16 protein-coding genes are annotated in these 16417 nt (G+C 61.7%); 12 read left to right on the top strand and 4 right to left on the bottom strand.

The window, feature by feature from the left end; all coding sequences use genetic code 11:
- The first annotated feature begins 203 nt into the window (after positions 1-203).
- Complete coding sequence (locus tag BMX29_RS14515) at positions 204-3677, top strand: hypothetical protein (protein ID WP_139197035.1); 3474 nt, start codon at positions 204-206, stop codon at positions 3675-3677.
- Positions 3678-3683: 6 nt separating this feature from the next.
- On the opposite strand, the gene BMX29_RS19280 is transcribed toward BMX29_RS14515, so the two are convergent.
- Positions 3684-3827: a hypothetical protein gene (locus tag BMX29_RS19280; protein WP_175471198.1), complete on the bottom strand. Its 144-nt coding sequence runs from the start codon at positions 3825-3827 to the stop codon at positions 3684-3686.
- A gap of 301 nt (positions 3828-4128) precedes the next feature.
- Here BMX29_RS19280 and BMX29_RS14510 point away from each other — a divergent pair, with 301 nt between their 5' ends.
- The 7 genes from BMX29_RS14510 (at position 4129) to BMX29_RS14480 (ending at position 10988) form a co-directional block, all read left to right on the top strand.
- Complete coding sequence (locus BMX29_RS14510; protein WP_139197033.1) at positions 4129-5502, top strand: hypothetical protein; 1374 nt, start codon at positions 4129-4131, stop codon at positions 5500-5502.
- A gap of 136 nt (positions 5503-5638) precedes the next feature.
- Positions 5639-6196: a hypothetical protein gene (locus tag BMX29_RS14505; protein WP_139197031.1), complete on the top strand. Its 558-nt coding sequence runs from the start codon at positions 5639-5641 to the stop codon at positions 6194-6196.
- A gap of 118 nt (positions 6197-6314) precedes the next feature.
- On the top strand, positions 6315-8231 hold the full coding sequence (locus BMX29_RS14500; protein WP_139197029.1) for a hypothetical protein: 1917 nt from the start codon (positions 6315-6317) through the stop codon (positions 8229-8231).
- The gene (locus BMX29_RS14495; RefSeq protein ID WP_092814083.1) at positions 8228-8662 is read left to right on the top strand and encodes a hypothetical protein; all 435 of its coding nucleotides are present in this window, start codon (positions 8228-8230) and stop codon (positions 8660-8662) included. Before BMX29_RS14500 ends, BMX29_RS14495 begins: the two co-directional genes overlap by 4 nt.
- 64 nt (positions 8663-8726) lie before the next feature.
- Positions 8727-9725 carry a hypothetical protein gene (locus BMX29_RS18870; protein ID WP_139197027.1) on the top strand — a complete coding sequence of 333 codons (999 nt, stop codon included), beginning with the start codon at positions 8727-8729 and terminating at the stop codon, positions 9723-9725.
- Complete coding sequence (locus BMX29_RS14485) at positions 9722-10291, top strand: AAA family ATPase (RefSeq protein ID WP_092814077.1); 570 nt, start codon at positions 9722-9724, stop codon at positions 10289-10291. Before BMX29_RS18870 ends, BMX29_RS14485 begins: the two co-directional genes overlap by 4 nt.
- 1 nt (position 10292) lies before the next feature.
- Positions 10293-10988, top strand: a complete 696-nt coding sequence (locus tag BMX29_RS14480; RefSeq protein WP_092814074.1) for a DUF6338 family protein — start codon at positions 10293-10295, stop codon at positions 10986-10988.
- A 99-nt stretch (positions 10989-11087) separates the two neighbouring features.
- Here the strand turns inward: BMX29_RS14480 and BMX29_RS14475 are convergent, their stop codons facing one another.
- Positions 11088-11684: an RES family NAD+ phosphorylase gene (locus tag BMX29_RS14475; RefSeq protein WP_139197026.1), complete on the bottom strand. Its 597-nt coding sequence runs from the start codon at positions 11682-11684 to the stop codon at positions 11088-11090.
- Positions 11685-12353 carry an antitoxin Xre/MbcA/ParS-like domain-containing protein gene (locus BMX29_RS14470; protein WP_092814068.1) on the bottom strand — a complete coding sequence of 223 codons (669 nt, stop codon included), beginning with the start codon at positions 12351-12353 and terminating at the stop codon, positions 11685-11687.
- Between the two features lie 414 nt (positions 12354-12767).
- On the opposite strand from BMX29_RS14470, the gene BMX29_RS14465 reads away from it, so the two are divergent.
- Genes BMX29_RS14465 through BMX29_RS14455 form a run of 3 tightly spaced genes read left to right on the top strand, consistent with a single transcriptional unit; the run spans position 12768 to position 13964 of the window.
- Positions 12768-13154 (top strand): helix-turn-helix domain-containing protein, encoded by a 387-nt coding sequence (locus BMX29_RS14465; RefSeq protein WP_175471197.1) that lies wholly within the window; start codon positions 12768-12770, stop codon positions 13152-13154.
- A gap of 35 nt (positions 13155-13189) precedes the next feature.
- Positions 13190-13417 (top strand): hypothetical protein, encoded by a 228-nt coding sequence (locus tag BMX29_RS14460; protein ID WP_092814062.1) that lies wholly within the window; start codon positions 13190-13192, stop codon positions 13415-13417.
- Between the two features lie 7 nt (positions 13418-13424).
- Entirely contained in the window at positions 13425-13964 is a 540-nt protein-coding gene (locus tag BMX29_RS14455; protein WP_092814058.1) for an RNA 2'-phosphotransferase, read from the top strand.
- A gap of 334 nt (positions 13965-14298) precedes the next feature.
- Here the strand turns inward: BMX29_RS14455 and BMX29_RS14445 are convergent, their stop codons facing one another.
- Entirely contained in the window at positions 14299-15669 is a 1371-nt protein-coding gene (locus tag BMX29_RS14445; protein ID WP_092814271.1) for an aminotransferase-like domain-containing protein, read from the bottom strand.
- Between the two features lie 196 nt (positions 15670-15865).
- Here BMX29_RS14445 and BMX29_RS14440 point away from each other — a divergent pair, with 196 nt between their 5' ends.
- A complete protein-coding gene (locus BMX29_RS14440) occupies positions 15866-16270 on the top strand; it encodes a DUF983 domain-containing protein (protein WP_092814052.1) in 405 nt (134 codons plus the stop codon).
- The last annotated feature ends 147 nt before the right edge of the window (positions 16271-16417 follow it).

Below are 16417 nucleotides of genomic sequence, written 5' to 3'. Positions count from 1 at the left end.
GTTCGGGTTGGCCTCCAGCTGGCACAACAAGCATTATGAATTCCAGATGGAACGCTGGTTGTATCAAGTAAGGTTGATGGCTCCGCAACATGAGCGGTCGAAGAACGACGAACCGGCTGCTTTCTCTTGAGAAAAACCGTAGCGATTGAAAAGGCATCCGTTACTCAGGATCATGCCCTTTGCTTCGCGAAGATCGGTGCCCGATGATCAAGCTACCTGACTGGCTTTCCCCGAAATCCCGGAAATTGACGCCGGGCAACCAGGATTTGCGAACTGATACGGGCAAGCCGGGTGTTACCGGAAAGCACGGGTTTCTTGCCGCTACGAACATCCGTGGCGCGGTCATCGAGCTTGTCCGCCCGCACCTGCGAACGCCCGGATGCACGATTGTGACCGGCTACCAAGACTTCTTTTCATCCCTCGCGATCGTCATGCGCGAGGTTCCGGAGATCTCATACGACGACGAAGTCGCTTTGAGGATTGCCTTCGGCGTGAACACCGGCAACGCGGCTCATCTTCCGGGCCGCGGTCGTTCGATCTCCGAGGAAGCCAAGATGCATTTTCTTGGTCGCCACGGCCTCTCGATCGAGGACGCGGCCGATCTGAGCGCGGTGCTGGCCATCGAAGCGATCCGCACGGGGCGCATCGACTTGCGAATTTTTGATCCGGCAAGAGCCGGCGCGGCACTCGGAATATCCGGCGACCGGCGCCTTCACGCCAAGATTGTCGCCAGCCCCCTCGGGGCGCTCGCCGGGAGCGCAAACTTTTCCCGGGCCGGACTGTATCAGAACATCGAATACGTCGACATGGCCAGCGCAAATGTCGACGATCCCACCACCGCCGCAGTGGCGAAAGACAGACAGGCAGCGGCGGAAGAGATCTGGAATGCCAGCACGGACTGGAACACCGAAGCCCTGGAGATCCTCGAGGCGCTTCTACGCCCGGTCACGACGGCCGACGCCGTGGCGCGCACCATCCACGAGCAGAAGAGCTTCGCGCCCTGGTGCGTTGACCGGCAGAGTGACGCCGCCGGGCGGCTGCCGCTGCCCCACCAGGCAGAGCTCATATACGAGGCCTCGTCGATCACCTACGAGCATGGCTTCGCCTTCGTCGAGGCCCCCACGGGCTCCGGCAAGACCGATATCGGGAAGCATCTCGGGCATACCCTCGGAACGAGTTTCGAGCGCATCTTTGGACAGGATCACACGGGCCACCTTCCCCGAGGGGGCGCACTCGCGATCGTGCCGCCGCGGGTCTACCCGGGCTGGGCCGCGCGCAAGCCCCGCGTTCTGGACGTTGTCCGCAACAGCCGGCTCATCTCGCGGCGCGATATGGAAATCCCGGCTCCAGAGGATGACCTGCTACGGGAACCCTCCGCATATGACGGTGCCCCCGCTGAAAATACTCGGGGCGAAGCCGATCTCACGCAATATGGCACGCTGATCATAGACGAGAGCCACACGGTCTCCCCGGGCTTCGACGAGACATCCCGGAAGGCAGAGGCAATCGAGTTCGCACCTCCCTCCTGGAATGTCTGCCTGTCCGCCACGCTACTCGGGAATCGCGATGTCGACTGGCTCGCGCATCTCCACGAGAAGCGTGCCTCGATTTTCATGTCCCCCGGCTATCTCGCCGAGATGAATTCCCTGTTCAGGCGCGAAGCGAGCATCGACGAGATGATGAGCGGAGCCACCGACGCCGAGGCGCTCTCGGAAACGGCACGCGCCGCCCTTTCGGACATGCTGGCGCCGTTCATGGCGGTGCGGCAACGGGCCTGCATCGGCGAGAGCGCCTTGCGCGGCCGCGCCGGCGCGGCGAGTTACCCGCCATTCAAAATCCACCCGCGCCCGAGCTCTCTGTCGCTCTCCGAACGGCAGAGGCGCGTCATGGACGAGATCACCCGGCTCGCGACGGATCTCGCGCCGGGCCGGCGACTGACATCCGTCACCACCAGCCGCTTCGGAAACCGCGCAGAGCGGCGCCACAACCAGAACAGCCTCTATGCACGCAATCTTCTCAACGTTCTGCGCGCGAACTCCGCGCAGGCTCTCTGGGAAATGGAGCACGGGGCCATCGGCAAGGCTCTGCGCCGCTTCGAGGTCGACGAGCGCAAGAAGGCCGCCGCCCGCGCCGCGGCCAATGCGGCACAGCTCGATCTCTTCGGGGACCTTCCGGACACATCCAGGACGGACGCCCAGACACCAAGCTGCGACCAGCTGATCACCCTGCTCTCCCGGCCGGACATCCAGCGTTTCGACGAGCGACGCTATTCCGAGGCGCTGCGCATCCAGGCGCGCCACAGGCGCGTCGTTTTCGTCGCGGAACGGATCGACACGCTTGAGATCTTCGCTGCCGAACTCGCGGCACGGCGCGAGCCTGGCGACGAGCATGTCCAGTATGTCGCGACGAGCGACGCGGTCCCCGCTGGTGAAAGCCGGCGCCGTGCGCGCGAGGATATCGTCGGCGGAGAAACGCCCGGCTTCGCGGCCATCCGGCAGGGTCACCTGATCGAGGAATTCTTCCGCCCCGGCGGGAAGCGCAACGATGAACGCAGCGCCTCAGTGTTTCTCACCTACCAGATGGCCGAGGGCATCAACCTCCAGAGCGCCGATGCGCTCGTGCTGCTCGGCGTGACCTCGAACCTCAAGGATCTGCTCCAGGGGATGGGACGGATCGACCGGATCGACTCCCTACATGCCCGCACGCATTACTACCTCCTCGATGTGCCTGTTGCGGCGATCGCCTCCGACGAGAAGGTGAGCCGGCGCCTCGCGAATTACCGGGCGCTTTCGGGACGGGAGCGTATCGAGCGCGCCGAAGACGCCGGGGGCGACACACAGGTCATTCTGGACAGCGTTGCGGCCTACCTTCGGGAGCCGCGCACCCTGCGGTCGCGGAATTATCATGACCTTCTTTCCAGCACGCGGGCGCTACTTGCGCCAGAGCGTTACGACCGCATCGCCCGCACCGAGATCGACGGGCTCTGGGGCGCCGAGATCGCCGTTCTCGAGGGCTCCCAAGCCTACACGCTCCTGCACCTGCGGGGCGAGAGCGCGCGCCGCGAACAATTCGCGCCGCCCCGTCTCCTCCTCGTCGAGGAAGACGGAACCCTCATCCGCAACCAGGTGACCTGCGCGCAACGCCTGAAGGCCGCCTACGAAGAAATGAAGGCGCGGGGCATCGCCTCCGCGCCACCGGACCGGGCAAGGCTTTACCAGGCGCTCGAGGAGCTCGGCGCCCGGGTGAGCACGATCCGGGAATGGCAACTCGCCCCCGAGCGCACCGACTCGCTGCTGCAATCTCTGGCTGTCTTTCTTTCAGGCGATGGCGGACTCGCTTTTACAGCAGGCGTCGATCTCGAAGAGCAGCTATACGGCGAGCTCTCTCTGCGCGGCGTGGAATACCTCAGCGAAACCTGGGCTCGTCTGCTCGACCCGTATTGGGTCAGGGCCAAGCAACAGGTGCGTGAGAACTTCGCGCAGAAGGCCGCGCAGAGTTACATCTCGATCGCCGATATGACCGACGCGCTTCAGTTGGACCCCGAAAATTGCGGCCGCATCCGCGCGATCATGATGGATGCCATCACCGAGGCGCGCCGGATCGAAGAACCGTCACCTGATGCGATCTCAAGGCGCATATCGGTTGCTTTTGTGTCGCTCCGACCAAGAGTTCATTAGAACCATTCACAAGGCCCCCATAATATGAACGCTCGCCGACGGTATCGGCATGCCAGTAACCCGGACGAGCATGGGGTTGCCCCTTCTGTTATAGGCTTCGATGAAGTGCGGAACACCGGCGGCGAACTCCTCGAAGGTTTCATACTCCATCAGGTAGGCGTCTCATCGGTTTCAGGTGGATCAATACATGTGGTGCTGCGCGCTGCCATCGCTGGTTCTACGGAGAATATAGGTGCGGAGATAAGAGGGAAAAAACGTGCGACGCGGTGAGCAGCGGGCGACTTGGGTGGTAAGGGCCATCACAGTGCAGGCATGCATGCGGCGATTTCCCACCTCCCGTCGCGCTCACCGCGACAGATTCCTATTGATTCCTTAATTCTCTTGATTCAGGTCGCTACTTTTACATTAAAATCAGTGACTTGCGAGCGCTTTGGACGCAGAAACCCGGCACATGGACGCAATAACCCGGCACATAGACGCAGAACCCCGGGGAAGCGACGCAGAAACCCGGTCAAACGTCGCAGTTTCCCGGCACGCGCGGCGCGGCTTCGACACCGCGGGTGAGCTGGCCCCGGACACAGAGCACGCACGGAAGACTTTTCCGAAGAAAATTTCTTCCGAACCCGGCGAAGAGACCAAGATTCCAATCATGCTCTTCGCTACGATCCATTCCAAGCTGAAAGATCGACAGATCGCCCCCTCTTCGCTGCCGGAGCGGGACCCATTGCCATACCTGACAGCGTTTTCGATTCTCTGCCGCATCGAGGGTGTGCCACTATTGGTCTTACCGTTCGAAGGCACGGACTTCTCCAGTCGTTTCCCGAAGTCCAGAATGCCCGAGAACTCCGCCAAGCATTTCCGCGGCGACCTCGCTTTTTACCAAAGCTGGCGCCGCCTCATCCTTGATGCTCAGGTGATCGCGGAGCCCGGTCTTGTGGACTGCGAACCTTGGGATACGATCATTCGAGTTGCCCGCATCTGTCGCGGTGCCGATTTCTCCAGCCGACTCTATCATGTGAGCTCCCGCGTTCCGACCGATACTTTACCTATTGCGCTTGATAGGCAGTGCGCAATTGAACTTGACGCAGACCTCTCCGGGCAAGACAGAGCCAGCTTCCGACAAGGCCTCGGCGCCCTGGATGCGCTGCACGATGAGAGCCTTGCAAAGCGGACCGGACTTCTTCCGGAGCACAAGGTCGGATCGCTACCCAAGCCAAGCGATCATCGCACGAGATATCCCCTCGCGCCACGGCTCGCACGGGTTTGGGAGGAGATGCCCGCAGCGGTCAAACCGGCGCTCGTTTTCGCATGGCGCATGGCCATTCTGGGAAGGGTTTTCAGCCTCGAAGACGATCCCAGTTTTTTCGAGCTCATGTCCGAGGATCGGGCGCGCGCGCTGATGGCGCTTCGCACCGAAGCGTTTGGCATCAAAAGGCCCTCGCAGAATACATACTCCATCTACCTCCAGAGGCTGGGGCAGTTCTGTATTTCGCTCGGAGGCGGAGGTCTGCCCGGGGATGTTTGCCCGGTGGAGCAGCAGTGGATCGCGCTCCGCGCGCTCGCGAAGAAGCACGGGACATTCAGTCCGGGCCGGGTGGCGAATATTGCCGCGATCTCCACCCCAGCGAAACTGGAAGGCCTGACGCCTCGCGATCTGACGCCGGACTGGTTCTCGACCAGAATCGCCGGCCTGCCGGCAGAGAAGCGCAGGGCCTTCCAGTCCGGGTGCTACGTGATCGATGAACTCTCCGCAGCCTTCGGCCGATCCGTCGACGTGCTGCCGGTCCATGGGACCGGTGTCCGCAGGCAACGCCGGCAGGACTGACATCCTCGGTAGAGCCCCGGGCGGTCCAACGAATGCAGGCCGACCTTGGGGGGCGACCGCTCTGGATGCACGCCGCCGGCTCGGCGCATTTTTCCCGATCACCGGGCGGACCCATCTCCTGGCAAAGGAGATGCAGATGCCGAAACGAAAGACGAACCGCGAGAACTTCCAGCTGCGCCGCCCGGGGTTCTTTACCGCGGCCGAGCTCGGAACCTGGCTCGCAGTGAGCCGCAACTCGGTGGTCGATATTGCGGAGAGGTTCGGCCTGCGCGCCATCGATCGACGCTTCCCCGAAGCCGAGGTCTATAGCAAGATCCTCGGGATCGACCCTCGCGACGAGCAGGACAGGGCTCGCCTCCGGCGCCCGCTGGAGGGCGTCGGATGGCTGTCGCGCAGGACAGCGGTGCCAGCCAGCACCATTCGGGCCAAGGTTCGAGATGGCACGTTCGGCTATCCGCTCGGGGTCCAGCTCTCGGAGCCGTCCCACAACGGCGTGGAGCCGCGATCGCGCCGCTGGATACCTTGCATCATAGATGCGCTTGCCGAGGGCATGGAGCCGCCCGCATTCGAACAGGTCACAAGTGAAACCACGGAGGCGCCGGCGGGGATGTGCGAAGACTCCGACGGTTCCGCGGTTCCGAATAACGTTTTCGCACGGATCGCGTGCAGCAACAATCAGGTCGCACCGCAATGACCGGAATAACGACAGGTCGTTCGCTTTCGGCACCGGAAAACGAACGACCTTTCATTATCGGCTGCACAGAAACGGCCAATCTTCGCAATAACGCTAAATAATCAAGAGGAGATCGCCCATGTCGGTCCCAAGTATCCTGGACGTCATCGAGGCCTGTCGCGGCAGCGACAAGAAGACCGTTCGCCAGTATGGGAGACACCTCGAGCACATCTGCGACATGGTCGCGCGGCAGAGACGTCACGATCTCCGCCAAGACGATGCGTGCCTTGAGACCTACAGGTATTGGGTGCCAAAGTTCGACCCGCGATCCGCGCCGACGCTCGAGCGGATCGCGCGGGAGGGGTGGGCCCTAAAGACATACAAGCAATACGCTGAAGACGGTCGACGCGGTATTGAACATGTCACTGGAGCCTTGCGAGCCCGCCAGGAACGCCGTGCACGGCAGGACGGGTGGCACGCCCTTCTGTCCGATGCGCAGAAACTGGCGGATGCCGGTCTGGTGCGTTCGTCAAGCATGAAGCTTCTTCGCCGGCTTGCCGACATCTGTCGCGAGCGGGAGCTCGACCTCCCCGACATCTCACGCGACACCCTGATCGGCTGGCACGGACAAATCCCGCGCCAGCACTGGACCCAGGTCGTCAACGGGGCAGAGGCGCTCGACCGGCTATTATCGATGGACACCCTCGTGCACCACCTTCCGGTGCAGCCCCTTGCCCTCGCATCGCTGGAGTTGCGGGGGGTGAACGACGTGCCCGAAGCCCTGGTCGCGGAGGTCACCGAATGGGTGCGCGTCGCCACGACGTCGATTCCGCCCGACGTCAACACGCCAGACGGTCAGGCGGTCTTGGCGAAACGGCACTCCAAGGGAGCGATTGGGGTGTTCGCCGCGGCAATGAGTGCCTATCTCTCGACGCTCGGGCAGCGGAAGGTCATCACGAGCCTGAATACCATCCGCGGCCTGTTCTCCGACGACGACATCGAACATGTTCTGGTGGACTGGATTGCGGCGCACAAGGCTGGGAAGCCATCCGCGCTGTCGCCCCGAACCATCTATCGCTACGCCGACTGCCTGAAGCTGATGCTCGGGCGGAATGGTCTCCCCGCGCCATCGACAAAGATCGCCACCAGCTGCACCACCTATCCGATCCTCATCGAAGGCCGGAAGGCGAACGAATTCATGGCGGCCGAGACCGAGGCCTGGTGCCGCGAGCTGATCGGTGATCCTAAGAAAATAGCGATCTTTGAGACTCAGCACGTTTCATACATGCGCATTGCCAAGGAAGCGCTGGCGGCAGCTGAGGTCGCGGGATTCGATCTCGTCGAGTTGGCCGATGCCGACAGCATGAAAGCGCTCCCGAGGAAAAAAAGGTCAGCCGCGAAGGCGCTCTTGCGGAACGCCCGCGTGTTTGGTGTCTGCGCGGCCTACGCCGCGATTGCGCTCGAAGGCGCACCTTTCCGGAAAAAGAATATTCTCGGGCTGACACGAAACGGGGCGCGGCAGACCTTCTTCGACAATCGTAAACGGCAAGAGGGGTTCACGATCATGATCCCCAACGAGGACTTGAAAAACGGCGAGGCTCTGACCCGGCGCAACCAATCCATACCGCCTATCCAGATCTGCGGCGATGCAGCCGGCCTTTACGGAGAGGAAGTTCTCACTTTCTACCTCGAAAAGATCCGACCGCTGTTCCCGAGATCGGCCAAGTCCACATATCTCTTTCCTTCGCTGGAGGCGGCAGGTCTCAAGATGGTCGACAAGACATTCGACAATTGGCTCCTGACGGCGTCGGAGGCGATCGGGTTGCCGCTGACGTCCCACAATTTCAGGCACGGCTATTGTTCGATCGAGATTAAGGAAGATCCGAACTGCATCGAGGATCTGTCTGTCGTGCTCGGTGATCGCCCGGGCACAATCGCGAAATACTATGCCTTCGTCGACAAGATCGCCGTCCTTCGGCGTCATCAGGAACGGCGCTCGAACCGGCGGGCCGGCTACCGCGTCCAGAACGCTTATACCAAAGGGATTGCGGCATGAATCGGGCGAAACTTCTGGCCAAACCTCATTGGCGGCATTTCGAGCATGTGACGGGGCTTGCGGCGCTCCCGCTCGTAGCCCTCGCATGCATGGATTCGTTTCTCGAGCACGTTGCAGCCCATGGGCTTGCCGATCCGCAATCCGACGACGTGGTTGCGTGGGCGTCTGCGGAAGATGAGCCGGCGGCTGCGGTGGAGCACCTGACTGACGCCTTCCGGGTCTGCGTGCCGGCCTTTGCAGGAGCGGCCGAAAGTGCTGCAAGGACATTTCGCCTCAAGAAGAAAGCGGCGACCTCGCAGGTGCTGAAAAGGGCGCCGGCAGCGCCGACGACGATCCAACAGGATCATCATGCCACGGAAGACTGGGACCCGCTCGCCCGCCCCCCCGAAACGCTATTCGGGGCGGCGAAAGGTATCGATTTATCCCGATGAATTGCCGGTGGCGTGGCAGGAGGGGCTTGTGCGAGCCTCTCGCGGGCTGCCTGGAGGCGGTATCGTGATTACGCCGAAGATCTTGAAGCGCACACGGGAAAAGCTCTGTCAGCTGGCATGGTCATGCAGAGAAGCGGGTCTGCCGATCACTCTCTCGGAGCATAGCGTTGATCGATTCCAGGCAGCTGTCAGCGAGCGCAGCCGGCTCGGGAAGAATGGTCTGCGATGGGCCACGGTCCGGGCTACGATTGAGGAACTACATCGGTTCGCACGGTTTCTCGAGCTCGACCAATCCTTGGTCCAATTCCTCGCGGGCCGTCGTGCAATCCTCGAAAGCCGGGAGCGCTGCCAGAAGGCGCTCAAGCATTTCGAACTTGCGCGGACCGGAAATACCACCAACCGGGTTTTGGACATGGCCGATGGGCTTCTCGATGGCCTGGTCGCGGTGGATTGCCCATTGAAACGACATCGCATAAGGAATGCGGCCTGCATACTCGGCGTCTATCCGATCGCCCCCCTTCGCAACGCCTCTGCCTACCTTGTTCTGGGAAAGAATCTGTTCTGGGTTCACGATGAGTGGGTGATCGATATGAAGATACAGAAGACCCAGTCGCGCAATCCCCATCATCTTGTGCTGCCCCTTGCATTCGACCATGGAAAGTTCATTGATGCAATTCTGGTGGGGGACGGGCCTGAAACTATGCTTGCCGAACGACGCGCTCAAGCCATGTCCGTCAGGAGACCTCTCTTTGTGCTACCGAATGGAGCACCTGTAGCCGAAAGTTATATCCCCCGCATTTTCAAAACTTTGACTGAAAATAGCTTCACCACGACCCGGACCATGCTGCACACGAACGAGGCAATCGAGCATGGTAGTGAGGGCACGCAATACTCTATGATCTCGTGTCATCAGAGGGGGCGAGAGATAGAGAAGAAGTATCAATTGGACACTCTTGCGAGAACGGCAGTCATGCGCAGGCAGTCAGCAGGGCGATCGAGACGAGCTCGATATCTTGCTCATGAATATGGAAGCGATGTCTCCGGCACCCAGATCGCGAAATGATGGGTCTCTCAGATGTTGCCAATGAGAACGCCCAAGTGGTGCTTCTCGATCTCGACCCCCAGGGCTCGATCGCGGGATGGGCCGCGCGCCGGGAGATCGACGATCCGATCGTTCTCTCCGCCATGCCCGGCAACCTCGAGACCTACCTCGATCATGCCCGGGAGGATCGTGCCGACTACGTGGTGATCGACACCCCTCCCCATGCCGGAGCCACCATCGACGCGGCGATCCGCGCGGCCGACCTGGTCGTGATCCCTATTCGCCCGGGCCCCTTCGACATAGATGCCGCGGCCGGCACGATCGAGATCATGCGAGAGACCCGCACCCCGGGTCTCTTCGTGCTGAGCCAGGTTTCCGCATCAGGGTCGGAGGGAGACGATACCGAGGCTGTGCTTGCCGAGCTTCATCCTGGCGTGCCGGTGGCGAAGGCGCGCCTGGGGCACCGCAAGGCTTTCATGCAGGCGCTGATCTCCGGCCAGGCAATAACCGAGTTCGAGCGGCCGAGCTCGAAGGCCGTCGGCGAGATCAGGGAGTTGTTCCAGCAGGTGAAGGCTGCGCTCCGCTAAGATGGTCGATCTGAAGTCTCCCGAGAACATCCAGACTGCCCTCACACTCGTCGTGCCCGGGCTGATCATCCTGTTCATGCGGGGGCAGTTTCTGACCGGGCGCACTGGGAGACACGCGGATGCGATGCTCTCCTACTTCACGGTCTCGGCGATCTACCTGACGGTGACTTTGCCTGTCTTCGGATGGGCCGCGCAGCGCAACGACATCGCAGCCCGCTTTGCGTGGGCCCTACTGGTCTTTGCAGGCCCCGCTGTGTTCGGCGTCGGTCTCGGCGTAAACGCTCGGAAGAACTATGGTCGCCGCCTTCTGCGGTGGATCGGCCTCAATCCGGTGCATCCGGTGCCAGCGGCATGGGACTGGAAGTTCGGAGACACCGCCGGCAGCTACGTGATCGTGACGCTGACCGATGGTAAGACCATCTGCGGCTACTGCGGTGAGGCTTCGTTCGCATCGTCGGACCCGGCTGAGCGAGACGTCTACATCGAGAAGGTCTACGACCTTGCCGAGGACGGAACCTGGCAGGACCCGGGTCCTCGCAGCATGCTGGTCAAGGCGGCCGAGATCCGGTTCGTCGAATTCATCCCTCCCAACACTGAACCAGAAGGAGACTCTCATGGAGAAGAAGCCAACGCCGCCACCGTCCCCACGCACGAATCCATCCTCCGTGCCGATCAATCGGGGGCATCAGCCGGCTAAACCGCACAACGGTTATCAGCCGACCACCAGCGGTCCGCCCGCGGGAAAACCGCCGAGCGGTGGCAGCGTCGTCAAGAAGTGAGGGTTGGCAGCTGCCAACTACGACAGATCGTCAATCAGCGTGATGCTGAGATCACTCAGGATCATGCCGAGGCTGGGCACCCGCTCCAGACCGATCGCCGGATCGGCTTCGAGGCATCTTTTGATACTCCGGTCATAGACCGCGATGCATCGGCCGCGCGTCAGGCGAGAGGGATACATGATGCCGTCCAGGTCCGGGAAATCGGCGTGCAGAACTTCCGAGAACGCCTGACCTGCCTCATGCGCCCTCGCTCCGACGGCGTCGGTGTTCAGTCCAAGACGAAACGCTCCTGAGCCAGTCAGATCGAGGATCTTGAGGGTTTCCTGGCATCGGATTTCCGTGATGGCCCAGGACGTGATTTCCGAGAGGTTCAGTTTCCGATCGGTCGGCGGCAAAGCCTCGAACCGATCCCGGATCACCGTCTCGGAAATCGATGCGTCGATTTCCTGGCCGATGTAGATCACCTTGAAGGCATCCGTCGGGGACGACCAGCGCGATGAGCCGAAGCCAGCGCCGAGCTGCGTAGTCTTGTGGCGCGCCGGCATAACCCGGACCCAACGCTCAGGACGAACAGACCTCGTAAGGTCCGAGATGACGGCCGGATCGAGATGCACTCAGCCAATGCTCCGCACGGCAGCCGCGCAGACAGCCTCTTCTTCTCCAGCAGACAGAGCGCGGAGCGGCGGCTCGGCGTCGAAATCTACATGCGGCGTCATCAACCAGCTCCATGCGAGGCTCGCAGAACCGTGGGCGATCTCGAGCACGCGTCCGATGCCTGGAAGCGGGCGGCTCTCGACGAACTGCGCCATGGGGATCACGTGCGCGGACTTCCCCTTCGGTAGAGCGACGATCTCGCCCCTGGTTCTCCAGTTGTCGAGGGTCGAGCGTCGAATGCCGAGCGCGTCGGCAGCTTTTTTTGGCCCGAACACCTCGCCAGCCCACTGCTCGATCGGCATCTGCACGGCCTGCTCCCGCAGCCGCTTCAGACCCTCTTCCGAGCTGATCGGTGTGGGTAATCCCTGCCCGGCCAGGATTGACGTCCCGTCCGAGAGCGCGCCGCTTCGCTTCTGCATTGCCCGTGCGCCTGGCACGTTGCGTGGACCGCGGCTTCGCTTGACCCGGACATCGATTCCCTGAGCTTTCAGAACAGCACGAGCGGTTTCGGCCATAGCGTCAGCGACGCTCGCCAGGGTATCCCGGTCGACCCTGACATCCTTTGATATCAGCGCCTGGGTCAGGGCGTCCCGGTCGACGGTGAACGTATCTCTTTTGCCGGCAGTCATGGATGCCTCCTGAGCTGACTGTAGATGTAGTCCAAAGCGTCCATTTTGTCCATAGTCACGACCATAGATCGCCGACAGTTGCGATGTTCGCGAGTCAGAGCAACGACTCATGACGATATTGATACCACTAACTCAACGGCGTATAAGTTTTGACTGATCCGCCTGGGAGCGAGCTGAATTAGAGCACGATCGTAGCCCGCGGGCTGCGCATAGATGGAATTGGAGTCGATCCGAACGGCTTGCGACCTCTGGTCCTTCGTCGGATCGCCCAGACCTCTTTGGAGAGGATGGACCATGACGAACTCGTCGTTGAAGGATGTCGCTGGACGACTGGGGCCAGTCCAGGACGTGTCCCAAAACCAGTCCGGCTCAAAAGAGCACCTGGTCCTGCGCGCAGCGGGCCAGGAGACACCGGTGACTGCCTCCAAGGCTGCGCTGGCGCTGGTAGAGTGCGGGATCTCGCTCCTCAAGGCCAAGCGTGCCATCGAGGCCGTGTTCGATGAGGGCGAAGCCACGCTAATCCTTCCCAAGGTCGGATCGAAGCACGAGCTGGCGAGCGCGCTCCGCGATGCCGGCATCGATGCCTTCATGATGACCCCGCCAAAGTCCTATTCGGTGAAGAACCTCCGGCGTCGGCTGAAACTCACCCAGGAAGAGTTCGCGGTCATCTACGGTGTCGATCTGCGCACGCTTCAGAACTACGAGAGCGGCACTCGGAAGCCGGACCGCACCGCGATCGGATACTTCAAGCTGATCGAGAAGGCGCCCGAGGCGGTGAAGCAGCTGCGCCTCTCTGCCTGATAGTCCGAAATCCATCTCAGAAAGAGGCGACGTTGATGGAAATCCGCATCCACCCGACAACCGGCAAAGCGCTGACCCGGCAGGTTCGGTCGGAGATCGTCAGCTTCGGTTCGCTGAGCGAAAGCGTGGACGTTCCCGGATGGTGTCCTGATGACAACAGTGACTCGATCCATTCCGCAGCCGATCTGTCGGCGAGGGAGGAAGTCCGCAGGAGGCTGCGCAACGTTGGCAGCTGCCAACCCTCACGCCCCTTGATGAGGTGATTGTTCGATGAGCCGCGACAGCAAGTTCCTTTCAAGAGTGCTCAGGCATGAGCCCGAGCTGATTGAGATCCGGCTCGATCCGCAGGGTTGGGTCTTGATCGACGAGCTCTTGCGCAAGGTGAAGAAGGTCGGGCGCAGCCTGACCCGAGAACAGCTTCGCGAGATCGTGGAAACCAACGACAAGAGACGTTTCACCTTGAGCTCTGACGGTCGGCGTATTCGGGCAGCTCAGGGGCACTCTGTCGACGTCGATCTCGGGCTCTCGCCACAAGTCCCACCCGAAGTGCTGTATCACGGGACCGCGGCACAAAATCTCGACGCGATCTTTCAGAGTGGTCTCGATCCTGGCCGCCGGCGACAGGTTCACCTGTCGCCTGATCCGGAGACCGCTACGCGCGTCGGTCGGCGACATGGCAAACCGACAGTCCTGCGAGTGGACGCGGGCAAGATGCATGCGGACGGCCACATCTTCACCTGCTCGGATAACGGAGTGTGGCTTACTGATAGCGTTCCCGCCGGCTATCTCGGTTTTGGCGTCGTGAAGTGAGTTCGGTTGGCAGCTGCCAACCCGGATGCACTCATCCCGATACGACCTCAGCAGGATCAACATGGAGACAATTCCAGAGGGCCCTGCGCCGTTGGCTATGCGCGACCCAGCAATCGAAGGACCATTTCTCCGGTTCGCCAGACAGGATCGCCATCAATGGCCGGGGGCATCGTGCATCAGCACTGGCGATGATCTGTCGAAAGAGACCGCGATCCGTCCAGCTGAGATGGCCGCTCACAGCTCGTGGATGGGTGTGCCAGTCGACGAGATAGGTGATACGTCGCCCCGTCCGCTCATACAGCTGAGCGATCTCTTACGTGGCTCTTGTGGTCGTTTACCCTACCCAAGCATCGGGTTGCAGGGAGTCGGTCATCAGGAGTAATCCTCTGCGCAGTTCGTCGCGCGAGATGGAGCCGCCAAGGCAGACGCGGACATGCTCGTCGGGCCTCCCCAGGACAGTGAACGCATCGGAGGGCATGATGCCGATGTGCCGCCCGGTCAGTCGGCCCATGAGGTCCGCGCGTCCCGCCCCCTCGGGCAGCCGTAGCCAGACGTTGAAGGCATTCGGCGCCGATCGGTATTCCAGCCCGGCCAGCAGTTCGGATGCGATCGCTTGTCGTGCCGCGCTTTCGGCACGGATGTAGCCGATGATTTCATCAGCAGTGCCGTCCTCGATCCAGCAGGTTGCCAGTGCGGAGGAGATCGGTGAGGCCATGACGGCCGTGCTTCGCATGGCGTGCCCCAGGCTGAGAGCGCGCCGGCTGGAGGGTGCGGCGCTGTAGGCGAGCCGCAATCCGCCTCCAAGGCACTTCGACAACCCCCCGATATACCATGTGAGGTCCGGAGCATAAGTGGCGAGGGCCGCAGGCGCATCGGAGGGAACGAACCCATAGGCATCATCCTCGATCACGTGGAGCCCGTGCTCATTCACCACCTCCGCGACCTGCCTTCTGCGCTGCGCCGGAACGGTCAGGGTGGTCGGGTTGTGCAGGGTCGGTGTGAGGTAAAGAGCCTTGGGCCCATGCTTTTGGATTGCGCGGTCGAGCGCGCCCGGGTCGATCCCCTCTTCGTCCATGGGCAGGCCCTGGAGGTTCAGGCGCAGCCGCGCCGCGATGGCGCGGAAGCCGGGATAGGAGACGGCCTCGCACAGGATCGTGTCTCCGGGATCGGCCAGAATGGTCAGGATCGCAAGGATGGTCGCATGAGCCCCGGGCGTGATCACCACGCACTCAGCGCTCGGGCTCAGTCCCCGCTTGCCGAGCCAGGCCATGGCTGTGCTTTTGTCTCGATCGCTTCCCGTGGAAGACTGGTATCGAAGCAAAGGCATCATGTTGTCGCCAACATACTCGAGGCCTTCCCGCATGCGGCGCAGTAACCGCTCGTCGCGCGGCTCCGGCGGCATGTTCATCGTGAGGTCCTCGTCCCGAGTTCGTTCCGGATCAGGCCCCGAGGCGCGGGTTTGCTGCGCCGTTACGAACGTTCCCCTCCCGACGTGGCTTTCCACCAGCCCCCGCTTCCGGGCCTCCGAATAGCCACGGGAGACGGTCGTAAAGTCCAGACCCAAGAGATCCGCGAGCCTCCTCTGTGGCGGCAGACGATCTCCCGCACGTAGCACACCCCTCTCCAGATCCCGCACGATGGCGTCAGCGATCGCGACATAGCGTGGGCTTCCGTTTAGCGAGATTTCGGGACACCAGTCGTTCATAGCCACCACTCCATGCCTCTCCCGACACATAAGGTCATCCCTCAGGATATTGAAGGTATGATTGTATGCATTGTCACACCGGGAACACCGCATACATGCGCATAATGTCGCAGATACAAGTTGCAACATATGCCTTCAAAAACCGATCAATGATCCCTATATTCGCGCTGTCATAATCCGAGTCGAGAGGGATGAAATGACCACGTCCGAAACCCGCGAGACGAAGCCGGCCATCCTGCGTGGCCTGCGCCATCGCTGCCCCGCTTGTGGCGAAGGTCAGCTTTTTGCGCGTTATCTCAAGGTGAAAGACACCTGCTCCGAATGCGGTGAGGAGTTGCATCATCATCGCGCGGACGACGGTCCGGCCTACCTGACCATCCTGATCGTCGGGCACGTGATGGGTTTCGCCCTCCATGGCCTCTTCGGCTACATGCGGGATGATCCGCTGATGCTGGCGCTCGTGCTCTGCACGATCGCGACGGTGCTCGCTCTGTTGATGCTGCCCAGGATGAAAGGGCTGATGGTCGGCTACCAGTGGGCGAAAGAAATGCATGGCTTCAGCAAGTCGCGCGCGAGACAGCCAGAGGCCTCGAAGGTATAGAGCCCTTTTCTCACGGCCAGCATAGCCCCCATGAAGGTGTGCGGCGCACCTGCCGGCCAACAGCAGCGCAGAATAATCCCCGTATCAGGTTCACGACCGGGTGCGGACGGCGATGAGAAAGTCGATCACGGGATCGGCTTCCAGATA

Source organism: Roseivivax marinus (assembly GCF_900109705.1).
Classification (GTDB): Bacteria; Pseudomonadota; Alphaproteobacteria; order Rhodobacterales; family Rhodobacteraceae; genus Roseivivax; species Roseivivax marinus.
The sequence above is the reverse complement of the archived record's forward strand: the minus strand, read 5'-3'. Positions and strand labels throughout refer to the sequence as shown.

Excerpts from the sequence above, each read along its gene's own strand:
- BMX29_RS14445 (WP_092814271.1), bottom strand. The coding sequence starts at position 15,669 with ATGAACGACTGGTGTCCCGAAATCTCGCTAAACGGAAGCCCACGCTAT.
- BMX29_RS14495 (WP_092814083.1), top strand. The coding sequence starts at position 8,228 with ATGAATCGGGCGAAACTTCTGGCCAAACCTCATTGGCGGCATTTCGAG.
- BMX29_RS14500 (WP_139197029.1), top strand. The coding sequence starts at position 6,315 with ATGTCGGTCCCAAGTATCCTGGACGTCATCGAGGCCTGTCGCGGCAGC.
- BMX29_RS14510 (WP_139197033.1), top strand. The coding sequence starts at position 4,129 with ATGGACGCAATAACCCGGCACATAGACGCAGAACCCCGGGGAAGCGAC.
- BMX29_RS14485 (WP_092814077.1), top strand. The coding sequence starts at position 9,722 with ATGATGGGTCTCTCAGATGTTGCCAATGAGAACGCCCAAGTGGTGCTT.
- BMX29_RS14440 (WP_092814052.1), top strand. The coding sequence starts at position 15,866 with ATGACCACGTCCGAAACCCGCGAGACGAAGCCGGCCATCCTGCGTGGC.
- BMX29_RS14460 (WP_092814062.1), top strand. The coding sequence starts at position 13,190 with ATGGAAATCCGCATCCACCCGACAACCGGCAAAGCGCTGACCCGGCAG.
- BMX29_RS14470 (WP_092814068.1), bottom strand. The coding sequence starts at position 12,353 with ATGACTGCCGGCAAAAGAGATACGTTCACCGTCGACCGGGACGCCCTG.
- BMX29_RS14480 (WP_092814074.1), top strand. The coding sequence starts at position 10,293 with ATGGTCGATCTGAAGTCTCCCGAGAACATCCAGACTGCCCTCACACTC.
- BMX29_RS14505 (WP_139197031.1), top strand. The coding sequence starts at position 5,639 with ATGCCGAAACGAAAGACGAACCGCGAGAACTTCCAGCTGCGCCGCCCG.
- BMX29_RS14455 (WP_092814058.1), top strand. The coding sequence starts at position 13,425 with ATGAGCCGCGACAGCAAGTTCCTTTCAAGAGTGCTCAGGCATGAGCCC.
- BMX29_RS19280 (WP_175471198.1), bottom strand. The coding sequence starts at position 3,827 with ATGGAGTATGAAACCTTCGAGGAGTTCGCCGCCGGTGTTCCGCACTTC.
- BMX29_RS14515 (WP_139197035.1), top strand. The coding sequence starts at position 204 with ATGATCAAGCTACCTGACTGGCTTTCCCCGAAATCCCGGAAATTGACG.